Below are 12,716 nucleotides of genomic sequence, written 5' to 3' on the forward strand. Positions count from 1 at the left end.
CCGGGGCGGTCAATTGGAAATTGTCTTGTCGAAGCGCTTCGATTGAGGATGCAAGATTTCTACACCTCCGCTGTGACCGGAGTCAAGGCGGCGGCGCGGGACAGCGTGCTCGAATGACGGGTTCCGCCCGCTTCGCACGGCTGCTGCCTGCGAAAACGGACGGGGTAACAATCGTGAAACAGACGCTAGGAGCCCAGCGGCGTGGGCATCTTCCCGGCGTCGATGTCGTTGAGGATGCCGGTGGCCGCGCCGAGCGCGGGGGCCTCGTGGCCGAGCGCCGAGACGACGATCTCCGCCCCGCCCGCGCCGGAGGCGTGGGTGCGGGCGGCGAGCTCGCGTTCGGCGGCGGGGCCGACCCAGGGGCTCAACGCCTGGTAGTGGCCGCCGAGGACGACCGCCTCCGGGTTGAGCAGGTCGACGGCGAGCGCGATGCCCGCGCCGAGCGAGCGGCCGATGCGGTCGAGGGCCTCCAGGACCTTCGGCTCCTCCGCGCGGGCGCGGGTGACCACGTCCTCGACTTCGGCCTCGACCTCGGCACCGGCGATGTCGTCCGATTCAGACAGTGCTTTGAGTACGGCGCTGATGCCGGCCAGGTCCTCGACGCGGCCGACGCGGCCGTCCACGTCGATGAGGAGGTTGCCGATCTCGCCCGCGAAACCCGTTGCGCCGCGGCGCAGTTCGCCGTCGACGATGAGGCCCGCGCCGAGTCCGATCTCACCGGTCAGGTAGATCATGTTGGACACCCCGGCCCAGGAGCCGAAGCGCTGCTCGGCGACCGCGCCGAGGTTGGCGTCGTTGTCGGCGGTCACGGCGTACTTGGGGTCGCGCATGGCCTGGCGGAGCCGGCCAGTGAGGTCGAACTCCTCCCAGCCGAGCATCGGGGCGCGCTGCACGACGCCCTCGTTGTCGATCATGCCGGGGACGGCGACGGCGAGCCCGAGGATCTGGCGGCCTTCGGAGTCCATCTTGTCGACCGCGCGCTTGGCGAGGCCCGCCAGCGCCGAGACCGAGCGGCCGGGGGTCGACCCGGCGCCGTCATGGGCGCGTCGCCAGGACAGGAGGCGGTTCCCGGCGAGGTCCACGGCGACGAGGGTCATGTAGTCCACATTGACTTCCACGCCGAGGGAGGCGTAGTAGCCGGTGTCGACGCTCAGGAGGACAGCGGGGCGGCCGATGTTGCCGATGACCGAACCCGATTCGCGCAGGACGCGCCGCTCGATGAGCTCGGCGACGAGCGAGGAGACGGTGGCCTTGTTCAGCCCGGTCTTGGCCGCGAGATCCGCGCGTGAGCAGCGGCCTTCGGCCCGGACCTGGCGCAGCACGAAGCCGAGGTTGTTGGCCCGCACGTCCGTGAAGTCGGCGCGTCTGGCCCTGCCCGGCGCTTCCTCGCCGACAGAGCTGGCCGACTTCGATGCTATGCGCATCGCCATGTTCATCCTCCAGCTGTTTCCTCGCGGCCCGAACCTCGGTGAAAATTCGCGCCATTGGCATTGTCCGGGATGGCGACCAACTGTCGTCGGGCGGTCCCTGACCGTTGCGCAGCGAAGCGTTTCACCACAAGGGCCGTTCCCGAATCGTGACCAATCCGCGTCCGTATCGCCTGACCCCCGGCTTGTGTCGGGTGCCACCGTGCGCTACTTTAGTTTATCGAATAGCCGAACTAATTATCGGCCAGACCCCCCTCAGACCCCCGTTAGACCCTCACAACGCAGTACGACCGAAAGGACAGCAACGTGGCTACTCCCTCAGACGGGTCGATCTTCCGGCGCCGCTCGCTGCTCAAGGCCGCGGGCCTCGGCGCCGCCGGTGTCGCGGGCCTTCCCGTCATCGCCGCTTGCAGCGACATCGAGTCCGGAGGCGGCAACTCCCAGGAGACCTCCGGCTTCGACTTCCTCCCCGAGTACAAGGAATGGAAGCTCCCGGTCGAGCCCGACCTGGTCGGCGAGCCGCCGAACCACCCCTCCGGGTTCACCACCTACCCCGAGCCGGTCGCCGCCATCGAGGCGGTGCCCTCCAACAGCGGCTCCTTCGAGATCACCGTCCCGATGTGGGGCGAGGCCCCCTCCGGCGACGAGCCGTACTTCGCGGCGATCACCGAGGCCAGCGGCGGCACCCAGGTCAACCTGCGCCAGGCCGACGGCATGACCTACGCCGAGACCTCCGTGCAGTGGCTCAACGCCAACGAGTTCGGCGACGGCATCATGTTCTTCACGTGGATGATCGGCTCGCACCCGAACTTCCAGGAGACCGTGGTCAACTCCTTCTACGACCTCACCGACATCGTGAAGGGCGACATCTCCGAGCGCTGGCCGCTCCTCGCCGGCCTGCCGACCGCCTCCTGGGGCCAGTCGGTCTGGTCGAAGGACCCGGCCGACCCCGAGACCGCGCGCGTCTTCGGCATCCCCGGCTCGTTCTCCGGCGGCCCCGGCAACGCCGTGTTCGCCCGCACCGACCTCCTCGAGGCCGACGGGCTCGCCATGCCGACCACCGTGGAAGAGCTGCTCGAAGTGGCCCGCGCCTGGTCCGACGACGCCGCCGGCCGCTGGGCCTTCGGCGGGCTCGACTACTACACGCCGTCCTGGTTCAACCTCGCGTCGGCCGACGGCTGGGCGTACATCGACGGCAAGCTCGTCCACAACTGCGAGCGCCCCGAGTACACCGAGTGGCTCACCTTCCGCCGCACGGCTTGGGACGAGAAGCTCGTGCACCCGGACATCCCGTCGGGCACCCTCGACGGCCAGGCGCTGCACAAGGCCGGGACGATCCTGTTCCAGCTCGACGGCATCTCCTGGTGGCAGGGCTTCGTCGACCAGGCCGCCGCCGAGGGCCTCACCGGGACGATCGCCCCGCTCGGCGCGCTCACCTCGGGCGGCCGCAAGCCGCTGGCCTACGTCAACCAGGGCGTCGACTCCTGGACCTTCCTGAACAAGGACCTCACCAAGGAGCAGGTCGAGGAGTTCCTCGACTTCTGCAACTTCGCGTCGGCCCCGTTCGGCACCAAGGAGTACGAGCTCATCAACTACGGCGTCGAGGGCACGGACTTCAACTACGGCGCCGACGGCGTCCCGGTCTACACCGAGTCCGGCGCCAAGGTCGTCCAGGCCCCGGTCAACCACAAGACGATCTCGGGCCACGTGCAGCAGTTCATCACCGGCGCGCCCGACATGGTCCAGGCCCGCTTCGAGTACAACGCCTCGCTGAAGGACTTCGCCGAGGTCAACATCTTCGAAGGCATGCGCGTCGAGGGCCCGGCGGACTTCAAGGCCGCCGCCCAGGTCCTCAACGACCAGCAGAACGACATCGCGTACGGCCGCGCGGACCTGTCCACCATCCCGGACATGGTCCAGACGTTCCTCGACAACGGCGGCGAGGCCGCCCGCGAGCACTACACCGCCGCTTACGACAAGCTGCACGGCTAAGACGCCCGGCCGGGCCGCGACACCAGTCGCGGCCCGGCACTCCCGTCCCCGCACAGGCAACTCACTGACTGGACTCTCACAAGCGATGGCAGCACTCCAGACCTCAGCGCCCCCGGTCCCGAACGAGGGGCGCGAACGCCGCACCATAGTGAAGCGCAAGCGGACCGTGGCCCAGCGGCTGCGGCACGACTGGCCGCTCCTGCTCATGACGCTCCCGGCGATCGCGCAGCTCGCCGTGTTCTTCTACTGGCCCTCGGCCTGGAACGTCATCGCGTTCATGGACTACAGCCCGCACCGTGCGTTCTGGGAGAACCCCCTCGTGGGCTTCGCGTGGTTCGAGCGGCTGTTCGCCAACCCGTACTTCCTGCCCGCGCTGCTGAACACGCTGAAGTACTCCTTCGCGAACCTCTTGTTCCTGTTCCCGCTGTCGATCGTGCTGGCCCTGCTCATGCACTCGGTGGTCTCGACGAAGATCCGCAGCCTGTTCCAGTCGGTCGTGTACCTGCCGTACTTCTTCTCGTGGGTCCTCGTGGTCACGGTGTTCGTGCAGACCCTCGGCTCGGACGGCCTCGTCTCCAACTGGCTGCTCGGCTTCGGCGGCGACCGCCTGACCTTCACCTCCGACCCCGACACGTTCCTGTTCCTCGCCTGGCTGCAATGGGCCTGGAAGGACGCGGGCTGGGGCATGATCATCTTCCTCGCGGCCCTCGCGTCGATCAACCCGAGCCTGTACGAGGCCGCAGCCGTGGACGGCGCGAGCCGGTGGCGGCGCATGTGGCACATCACGCTCCCGGGCATCCGGCCGGTGATCGTGCTCCTGCTGATCCTCCACATCGGCGGCATCCTCACCGTCGGCTTCGAGCAGTACCAGCTCCAGCGCGACGCGATCGGCTACCAGACCACCGAAGTGCTCGACACCTTCATCTACTACCGCAGCGTCATCGGCACCGAAGGCCCCTCCTTCGGCACCGCGGCCGGCCTGTTCAAGGGCGTGATCGGACTGATCCTCGTCCTCGTCGCCAACAACGTCGCGCACCGCCTCGGAGAGCAAGGGATCTACCAGAAGTCATGACCGCCATCGACATCAAGCTCAAGCCCCGCAAGAAGAACGCGCGTCCCGCCTGGGACGAGGAGCCCTCGTGGTTCGGGAAGATCACCAAGGCGCTCTTCCTGATCTGCTACGCGGCGGCCATCGTCCTGCCGATCTGGGCCGTCGTGGCCACCAGCTTCGCCAGCGAGGAGTCGCTCACCAAGGCGGGCGGCAACCTGCTCCTGATCCCGACCGACCTGAGCTTCGCGGCGTACCAGGAGATCTTCGACGGCGGCGCGCTCACCAAGTCGCTGATCCTCACGATCGCGCTGACGGCGGGCGGCACCGCGCTCAGCATGGTCCTGTCGATCGGCGCCGCGTACGGGCTCTCGCGGCCCGGCTCGCTCCTGCACCGGCCGCTGCTCATGCTCGTGCTCTTCACGTTCCTGTTCGCGCCGGGCCTGTACCCGAGCTTCCTGGTCGTGCAGAAGCTCGGACTGTTCGACAACTACCTGTCGATCATCCTGCCGATGGCGCTCAACGCCTTCAACCTCATCGTGCTCCGCTCGTTCTTCATGAACAGCGTCCCGACCGAACTGCTCGACGCGGCGAGGATGGACGGCGCGGGCGAGTTCCGGACCCTGTTCAAGATCGTCCTGCCGATGTCCAAGGCGATCCTCGCGGTCATCGCGCTGTTCTACGCGGTCGGCTACTGGAACATCTACTTCTCGGCCGTGCTCTACATCCCCGGCCTTGAGACCCAGCCGATCCAGGTCGTCCTGCAGCGCATGCTCATGTCCACGCAGGGCCTGCCCGGCGCGGCCGCGAACGTGAGCCAGTACCAGACCGCCGCACCGGACTCGGCGCTGAAGATGGCCGTGGTGGTGTGCACGATCGTCCCGATCGTCATCATGTACCCGTTCATCCAGAAGCACTTCACCAAGGCCGTCATCACCGGCGCCATCAAGGGATAACAAAGACTCCCCCTGGTGAGTGGGGCCGCCTCCGCAGTGCGGGGGCGGCCCTTCCGCGTCCTGACTCGACGGTGCGTGATTGATAGGATCCTGACTGCCGCCTCGGCCCCTCCCCTACGCCTCAGAAGAGTCACGCATGCACCCTCGACTCACCTCGCTCGCCGCCGCTTCCCGCAGCGCGCTCGCCCGTGCCCTCGACCGCCTGCAGCCGCACGCGAGGAGGCTCGTCCGCTTCCTGCGGCTCAAGGCGCTCATCCGAGTCGTGCGCCGCCGCAAGCGGCTCTCGGTCGCGGCCGTCGCGGCGTTCGCGGCGCTGACCGTGACGGTCGTGCTCGCCTTTTCCGGGTCCGACCAGTCCCTCCTCGCCAGGACTGCGACCGCGCCTGAGGTCGAGGCGCAGCCTGCGCCCGTCCTCGCCGCCGAGGAGATCCTCACCGCCACAGGCGTCGAGGGCGAGTTCAGCTTCGTCCTCTACGACTCGGTCGAGGACCGGTACCTCCTCTCCTACCGGGCCGACGAGACCCACAACACGATGTCGACCGCGAAGCTCTTCATCGCCATCGGGGCGCTCGAACTCGGGGCGGACCCGGCCGACATCGCCAAGATGATCTCGATGAGCGACGACCCGATCGCCAACTCGCTGTGGGGCGTCGTCGGCGGCCCCGACCTCATCACGGAGCTGGCCGGGACGATGGGGCTCGAGCACACGACGCCCTCCCCCGAATACGGCCGCTGGGGCGACGTGCAGATCTCGGCCTCCGACATGGCGAGGGTCGTCGAGTACGTCATGACCGAACTGCCCGAGGACGACCGCACCGTCATCGTCGACGCCATGGAGGCGACCACCGAGCACGGCTCGGACGGGTACGACCAGACCTTCGGCATCCCCACCGCCGCCGCCGGGCGCGACTGGGCCGTCAAGCAGGGCTGGGGCTGCTGCAAGCCGGACCGGTTCCTCGTCTCGGCTGGCACCGTGGGCGCCGACCACCGCTACATCGCGGCGGTCTTCGGCGCGTTCGACGAGACCGTGTCGACCGAGGAGCAGTCGGCCGCCGAGATGACCCTCGTCACGACGGCCGTGCTCAGGCACCTCCCCGAGTGAGCTTTCGCCCACGCCGCGCGAGTGAAAGCCGAGTGGGACCCGGGTGAAAGCCGTGGCGCGCACGCTGGTCCGCACAGGAAGCGAACCAGGAAGGCGCACCCCATGCGATACGCCATCGAAGTCCGGGGGCTGAAGAAGTCCTTCGGCGACGTCCACGCCCTCAGCGGCGTCGACCTCGCCGCAGCCCCCGGCACCGTCCTCGGGGTCCTCGGCCCCAACGGAGCCGGGAAGACCACGGCCGTCCGCGTCATGTCGACGCTCGCCAAGCCGGACGCCGGGACCGCCCGCGTCCTCGGCCTCGACGTCGTCGCCCAGGCCGCAGCGGTCCGCGAGAAGATCGGCCTCACCGGCCAGTACGCCGGGCTCGACCCGAACCTCTCGGGCGAGCAGAACCTCGTGCTCGTCGCCCGGCTCCTCGGCGCGTCCAGGCGGCAGGCCAAGGCCCGCGCGAACGAGCTCATCGAGCGGTTCGACCTCGCGCACGCCGCCACCCGCGCGGCGGGCAGCTACTCCGGCGGGATGCGCCGCCGCCTCGACCTCGCCGCGTCGATCGTGCGGCGGCCCGAGGTGCTGTTCCTCGACGAGCCCACGACGGGCCTGGACCCCCAGAGCCGCAACGGGTTGTGGGAGGTCGTGCGCGACCTCGTCGCGGCGGGCACCACGGTCCTGCTCACCACCCAGTACCTCGAGGAGGCCGACCAGCTCGCCGATTCGATCGCCGTCATCGACACCGGCCGCGTGATCGCCTCCGGGACGCCCTCGCAGCTGAAGCAGGCCGTCGGCGGGCAGGTCCTGCGTCTGTCCCCTGTGGACCCAGGGGCCGCCGGTCAGCTCGTGCAGCTCGCCGAATGGGCCGCGGGCGTGCAGGCCCGCACCGAGGACGGGGCCGTGATCGTCCCCGTCGCGCACGCGGGCGAGGCGCAGGCCGTCATGGCCCGCGTCGGCCAGGCCGGAGTCGACCTGGCCGGGTTCGGCCTCCACGAACCGACCCTCGACGAGGTGTTCCTCCAGCTCACCGGGCACCGCACCGCACCGAACGCGAAGGAGGTGGCGGCATGAGCACCGTTACCGAAACGACCTGGACGACCGAGCGCGGGACGCTCGCCCAGTGCGCCACCATGGCGGGCCGCTCGCTCGCCTCGATCAGGCACGCGCCCGCGCAGCTCGTCGACTTCTTCATGATCCCGCTGATGATCCTGCTGTCCATCACCTTCTTCATGGGCGGCCAGATGATGGGCTCGTGGCAGGACTTCCTGCAGTACGCGGGGCCGACCATCATCGCGATGGGCCTGTTCTTCGCCGTCACCTCGACGGGGCTGGGCCTGTTCGGCGACCTCAGGGACGGCGTGTTCGACCGCCTCACCGCCATGCCCGTGTCGAGGTTCGCGCTGCTGGCCGGGCGGGTCGCCGCCGACATGGTCAAGTACGCGTGGGCGCTGCTCGTCGTCGGCGGGGTAGCGTTCGCGATCGGCTACCGCGCCGAAGGCGGCGTCCTCGGCACGGCCGCGGCCGCCGGAGTGCTGCTGCTGTTCCTGTTCGCCGCTTCATGGTCGATGGTCCTCGTGGGCCTGACCGCCAAGAGCGAGGAGCAGATCCAGACGTGGATGATCAGCCTCCTCATGCCGCTGGCCTACACCTCCACGGTGTTCGTCGAGATCGACACGCTTCCCGGCGCGGTCCAGTGGTGGGCCGAGATCAACCCGCTCACGGCCCTCGCGGACTCGATGCGGGTGTTCCTCGACGGCGGCGACCCCGGCGGCGAAGTGCTCGCGCTCATCGGCTGGTGCGCGGCGCTCTGCGCGGTGTTCGTGCCGCTCAGCCTGCGTGCCTACCGCCGCAGGCTCGCCGACTGAGCCTATGAGCTGAACGGCCAGGTGCTCTCTTCGAGCATCGAGGCGGCCCGGGCCTCCAGGTCCGGGTCGCCCATTTCGCGCGCCACGGCCGCGAGCTGGCGGTACAGCTGCATGGTGACCTCGGAGAAGCTGCGGAACTCCGGCAGGTCCTTCTCGGCGTCCAGCAGCTCCCGCAGCGCCTCGTCGCGCCTCCCCAAGCGGCGCAGGCAGATCACGGCCGAGTTGCGGGCAGCGAGGACGTTCTCCCGGTTGCCGATCCGCTCGGCCCGCGCCCGGTAGGCCCGCATCCGCTCCAGCATCGCCCCGGGGTCGTCGCCGTGCTCGGCGTCGATGCGCCACAGGTGCTCGGCGATCACGGAGTCGGCGAGGTCCGCCCCGAACTCCGCCTCGGCGGCGATCGCCCGCAGCAGCATGGCCCGGGCGCCCTGGTAGTCCCCCGCGGCCATGAGGTCGTTCGCGAGGCCCTGCCAGGAGAGGATGAGCCCGAAGCGCTCGCCCAGCGACGCGAAGATCGCGTTCGACTCGGCCAGCTCCGCGGCGGCGTCCTCACGGCGGCCCTCCTGGTAGGACAGCTCGGAGACGAACAGCAGGCCGATCCCCCGCACCCACCGGCTGCCCGCGGTCCGCGTCCGCTCCATGACCTCGCGCAGACCCGCCGAGTCGCCCCCGATCATCGCCCGGATCATCGGGATCATCTGCAGCAGCGGCTCCATCTCGTAGAGGTCGTGCTCCTCGCTGATGCGCTGCGCCGCAGCGAACTCGGCGTCGATCGCGACCGGGTCGAGCCGCCCCGACCACAGGCCCCAGCTGCCCGCCATCGCGACCTTCGCGCGGTGCAGCGGGTCCACGTCGGCATCGGCGTCGAGGGGGATCGCGCGCACCTGACGCGCCAGCTCCATGCCCTCCTCGCGGTACCCGCGCATCCACCAGTACCAGGAGAGCGGCGCGATCGCGCGGTAGGCGACGCGGGCGTTCCCGGCGGCGACCATGCGGCGGATCGCGGCGAAGAGGTTCGCGTGGTCGGCGCCGAGGCGTTCGAGCCATTCGACCTGCTCGGCGCGCATGAGGTGCGGCTCGGCCGCTTCGGCCAGCGCGGCGAAGTGCTCGGCGTGGCGCTCGTACCGCTCGGCGGTCTCCCCGGCTTCGGCGAGGCGGGCGGCGGCGTACTCGCGGACGGTCTCCAGGAGCCGGTACCGGCCGCCGGGGAGGCGCTGCACGAGGGACTTCTCCACGAGGCCGGTGATCGCGTCCTCGTCGGCGGAGCAGACCTCGCACGCGGCGGCGAGGTCGGCGCTGCCGCTGAAGACCGAGAGCCGCGCGAGGACGAGGCGTTCGTCCGGGTCGAGGAGGTCCCAGCTCCAGTCGACGACCGCGCGGAGGGTGCGCTGGCGCGGCTCGGCCGTGCGGGGGCCCTTGGCGAGCAGGCCGAACCGGTCGTCGAGGCGGGCGGCGAGGTCCTGGAGGCTCATGGCGCGCAGGCGGGCGGCCGCGAGTTCGATGGCGAGCGGGAGCCCGTCGAGCGCGGCGCAGACCTGGAGGACGGTGTCGGCGTTCGCCTCGTCGACGGTGAACGCGGGGTCGCTTTGGCGGGCCCGCTCCTCGAAGAGGGCGACGGCCGCGTGCGAGCGGAGGTCGGCGACGGGCCCGGCGCGTTCGGGCAGCGGCAGCGGGCCGACGCCGAGGACGGTCTCGCCGGTGATGCCGAGGGCTTCGCGGCTGGTGGCGAGGACGCGCAGGCCCGGGACGCGGGCGAGCAGGTGCGCGAGGAGGTCGGCGGCGGCGTCGACCAGGTGCTCGCAGTTGTCGACGACCAGCACGAGTTCGCGGCCGGAGAGGGCGTCGGTCAGTCGCGTGCGGGGGTCGTCGCTGCGGCGGGCGAGGATCGACTCGCCGAGGCCGATCGCGTCGCCGAACACTTCGGGCAGGCGGTCCGGGTCGGCGACGGGCGCGAGCTCGACGAGCCTGACCTCGCGGCCCGCTTCGGCGAGGCGGTGCGCGGTCTCGACCGCGAGCCGGGTCTTGCCGGTGCCGCCGGGGCCGGTGAGGGTCACGAGCCGGTTCGCGGCGAGCAGACCGTTGAGCAGGGCGATCTCGGACTCGCGGCCGATGCACGCAGTCAGGGGCTCGGGCAGGCGGTGCGGTTTGTGCTGGGCCGCTTGCGGTTCGACGCCGCGCAGCACGTCGAGGTGTGCGGCGCGGAGGACGTTCGAGGGGTCGACGCCGAGTTCGTCGGCGAGCCTGGCCCGCACGGACTCGAACACGGCGAGTGCTTCGGCGCGGCGGCCCGCGGCGGCGAGCGCGCGCATGTAGCGGGCCGCGTCGGGCTCGTTCAGTTCGTCGGCGCCGTGGCGGGCGGCGAGGTCGGCGAGCACGGCGTCGGCGCCTTCGAGGCGGAGCCGGGCGTCGAGGTGGAGGGCGGCGACGGCGTCGCGGCGCATCGCCAGGCGCGTGCGGGCGGCTTCGGCGAACGGGTACCCGTCGAGGTCGGCCAGCGCCGGTCCGCGCCAGAGCGCGAGGGCGGCTTCGGCGGCGTCGCGGACGGCGGCGGGGGCGTCCTCTCTGGAGGCCGTTTCGGCTTGCGCCGCATGGTGCTCGAATGCGTCGGCGTCGGTCTCGGCGGCAGTGAGCCGGTAGCCGCCGGGGCCGTTCGCGAGGTGTTCGCCGAGGAGTGCGCGGAGCCGCGAGAGCTGGGTGTGGAGGGCGCCGGTGGCGTTGGCGGGCGGTGCTTCGGGCCAGACGGCGTCGATGAGGGCGGCGGCGGGGACGGCGCGGCCGGGTTCGAGGGCGAGGCGGGCGAGGAGGGCGCGCTGGCGTCCGGCGGGGACGGGGATCCCGGTCCCGTCCTCGTCGAGCACCCGCACCGGTCCCAGCAGCTCCACTCGCATGCGGTCTATCTTGCCGCGCTGGGAAGGCCGCGCGGGAGCCGGTCGGCGCGGCGGCGCGCGGACTCCCCATTGGAATCTGCTACTTGCATGAACAGGTTGTCACGGCATATCAGTGGTTTATCGGTGCTTTTCTGTCGTGTTCCCGACTGATCGAACATACGGCCCGATCGCGCACGTACTGTCGTTCACAAAACCCCGAAACAGTACGACCCCATGTGAGGTGCGGTGTCCGCCATGGCGATCAGTCTCGATTTCCACAACGATTCCCAGTCCCGCACTGCCGAGTCACGCGACCCGGAAGGAGAACCCCCCATGAGCGCTGGCCCCGCGGGCGCCCATATCGCCGGCTACTGCGTCGAATTCCGGCTCGAGACCCGCGACAACGGGACCCAGGTGCTCCTCGCCCACGACCCGGACGGCGTGGCCGCCGCCGTGGCCACGATCGTGGCGGCCGACCTGCTCCAGGTCGCGACCGCGCTCGTGCGCGACCGGCCCGGCTACGAGCCCGGCGGGCGTCCCGACCACGGCCTCAAGATCACCGCGGACAAGGCCGCCGAGGTCGGCGCGCTCGCGTACTACGGGCCGGGCGGCGAGGACTACGGGCCGGGCGCGTGGGTCACGTTCTCGAACGAGCTACAGGCACCGCACCTGCGGCTCTACCGGGACATGGACACGGCGAGCACGTTCCCTCCGGACGCGCACATCGCGTTGAGCACCCTGGCGCGGGCGGTGGAGGACTTCCGGGCCACGGGCGGCCTGCGCCCCTCCGGCTGCATGTGGCGGCCGAGCACGGTGTGGTGACGCACTTCCGTCTGGCGGGATCGAGCCCCGGCACCGCTCCCGCCGCTGGATAGTCTTGCCTGTCATGAGCACCAGTGACGCCGTGGCCGTGCGCTTCGCACGCGCCGAGGACGCGCCTGCGGCCAGCGCGATCCTCAACCACTACATCGCCGAGTCGGTGAGCAACTTCCGTACGGAGCCGTACGAGGACGGCGAGTGGGCGGCGCAGTTCGCGGACAACGCCGACCGCTTCCCGTACCTCGTCGCGGAGGTCGACGGCGCGGTGGCCGGGCTGGCGTACGCGAGTGCGTGGCGGCCGAAGCAGGCGTACGCGTGGACCGCCGAGTCCACCGTCTACGTGTCCCCCTCCCACCAGGGCCTGGGCATCGGCTCGCTCCTGTACGGCGAACTCCTGAAGCGCCTGGAGCAGCAGGGTTTCCGCAGTGTGATGGCGCAGATCTCGCAGCCCAACCCCGGCAGCGAGGCGCTGCACTCCAGGTTCGGCTTCGAACTGCTCGGCAGCATCCGCGACGCCGGGTACAAGCACGGCGCGTGGGTCGGGGTCGGCATCTGGCAGAAGACCCTGGCGGAGCTGTCGGACCCTCCCGCGCCGACGGGGCCCGCCGAAGGCTAGTACCCCGCCGGTGGTGTTCCGGCCGTAGACTGTGCCGCG

The 12,716-nt window shown here is 70.5% G+C and carries 10 protein-coding genes; 8 read left to right on the top strand and 2 right to left on the bottom strand.

Translation table 11 applies throughout. From position 1 onward, the window contains the following. Positions 1 to 185 precede the first annotated feature (185 nt). Positions 186 to 1,430, bottom strand: a complete 1,245-nt coding sequence (locus tag ACGGCP_RS17335; protein ID WP_392967215.1) for an ROK family protein — start codon at positions 1,428 to 1,430, stop codon at positions 186 to 188. A gap of 303 nt (positions 1,431 to 1,733) precedes the next feature. Between ACGGCP_RS17335 and ACGGCP_RS17340 the strand changes: the two genes are divergently transcribed. From ACGGCP_RS17340 to ACGGCP_RS17365, 6 genes are all read left to right on the top strand, one after another. Continuing rightward, positions 1,734 to 3,419 (top strand): hypothetical protein, encoded by a 1,686-nt coding sequence (locus ACGGCP_RS17340; RefSeq protein ID WP_392967217.1) that lies wholly within the window; start codon positions 1,734 to 1,736, stop codon positions 3,417 to 3,419. 85 nt (positions 3,420 to 3,504) lie between these two features. Continuing rightward, positions 3,505 to 4,491 carry an ABC transporter permease gene (locus tag ACGGCP_RS17345; protein WP_392967219.1) on the top strand — a complete coding sequence of 329 codons (987 nt, stop codon included), beginning with the start codon at positions 3,505 to 3,507 and terminating at the stop codon, positions 4,489 to 4,491. Next, entirely contained in the window at positions 4,488 to 5,423 is a 936-nt protein-coding gene (locus ACGGCP_RS17350) for a carbohydrate ABC transporter permease (RefSeq protein ID WP_392967221.1), read from the top strand. Before ACGGCP_RS17345 ends, ACGGCP_RS17350 begins: the two co-directional genes overlap by 4 nt. Before the next feature lie 136 nt (positions 5,424 to 5,559). Next, entirely contained in the window at positions 5,560 to 6,525 is a 966-nt protein-coding gene (locus tag ACGGCP_RS17355; protein ID WP_392967223.1) for a hypothetical protein, read from the top strand. Between the two features lie 102 nt (positions 6,526 to 6,627). Next, positions 6,628 to 7,584: an ATP-binding cassette domain-containing protein gene (locus ACGGCP_RS17360; RefSeq protein WP_392967225.1), complete on the top strand. Its 957-nt coding sequence runs from the start codon at positions 6,628 to 6,630 to the stop codon at positions 7,582 to 7,584. Beyond that, positions 7,581 to 8,378, top strand: coding sequence for an ABC transporter permease (locus tag ACGGCP_RS17365; protein ID WP_392967227.1), 798 nt, complete (start codon positions 7,581 to 7,583; stop codon positions 8,376 to 8,378). Before ACGGCP_RS17360 ends, ACGGCP_RS17365 begins: the two co-directional genes overlap by 4 nt. 2 nt (positions 8,379 to 8,380) lie before the next feature. On the opposite strand, the gene ACGGCP_RS17370 is transcribed toward ACGGCP_RS17365, so the two are convergent. Continuing rightward, positions 8,381 to 11,263, bottom strand: coding sequence for a BTAD domain-containing putative transcriptional regulator (locus ACGGCP_RS17370; protein ID WP_392967229.1), 2,883 nt, complete (start codon positions 11,261 to 11,263; stop codon positions 8,381 to 8,383). A 312-nt stretch (positions 11,264 to 11,575) separates the two neighbouring features. On the opposite strand from ACGGCP_RS17370, the gene ACGGCP_RS17375 reads away from it, so the two are divergent. Next, the gene (locus tag ACGGCP_RS17375) at positions 11,576 to 12,064 is read left to right on the top strand and encodes an Imm1 family immunity protein (RefSeq protein ID WP_392967231.1); all 489 of its coding nucleotides are present in this window, start codon (positions 11,576 to 11,578) and stop codon (positions 12,062 to 12,064) included. 64 nt (positions 12,065 to 12,128) lie between these two features. Next, a complete protein-coding gene (locus ACGGCP_RS17380) occupies positions 12,129 to 12,677 on the top strand; it encodes a GNAT family N-acetyltransferase (protein WP_392967233.1) in 549 nt (182 codons plus the stop codon). Positions 12,678 to 12,716 lie beyond the last annotated feature (39 nt).

It is taken from the genome of Glycomyces sp. NPDC048151 (assembly GCF_043202775.1).
In the GTDB taxonomy this organism is placed as follows: Bacteria; Actinomycetota; Actinomycetes; order Mycobacteriales; family Micromonosporaceae; genus Glycomyces.

Bases quoted from the DNA above. Each gene is read 5' to 3' on its own strand.
- ACGGCP_RS17335 (WP_392967215.1), bottom strand. From the start codon at position 1,430: ATGGCGATGCGCATAGCATCGAAGTCGGCCAGCTCTGTCGGCGAGGAA.
- ACGGCP_RS17345 (WP_392967219.1), top strand. From the start codon at position 3,505: ATGGCAGCACTCCAGACCTCAGCGCCCCCGGTCCCGAACGAGGGGCGC.
- ACGGCP_RS17350 (WP_392967221.1), top strand. From the start codon at position 4,488: ATGACCGCCATCGACATCAAGCTCAAGCCCCGCAAGAAGAACGCGCGT.
- ACGGCP_RS17355 (WP_392967223.1), top strand. From the start codon at position 5,560: ATGCACCCTCGACTCACCTCGCTCGCCGCCGCTTCCCGCAGCGCGCTC.
- ACGGCP_RS17360 (WP_392967225.1), top strand. From the start codon at position 6,628: ATGCGATACGCCATCGAAGTCCGGGGGCTGAAGAAGTCCTTCGGCGAC.
- ACGGCP_RS17365 (WP_392967227.1), top strand. From the start codon at position 7,581: ATGAGCACCGTTACCGAAACGACCTGGACGACCGAGCGCGGGACGCTC.
- ACGGCP_RS17370 (WP_392967229.1), bottom strand. From the start codon at position 11,263: ATGCGAGTGGAGCTGCTGGGACCGGTGCGGGTGCTCGACGAGGACGGG.
- ACGGCP_RS17375 (WP_392967231.1), top strand. From the start codon at position 11,576: ATGAGCGCTGGCCCCGCGGGCGCCCATATCGCCGGCTACTGCGTCGAA.
- ACGGCP_RS17380 (WP_392967233.1), top strand. From the start codon at position 12,129: ATGAGCACCAGTGACGCCGTGGCCGTGCGCTTCGCACGCGCCGAGGAC.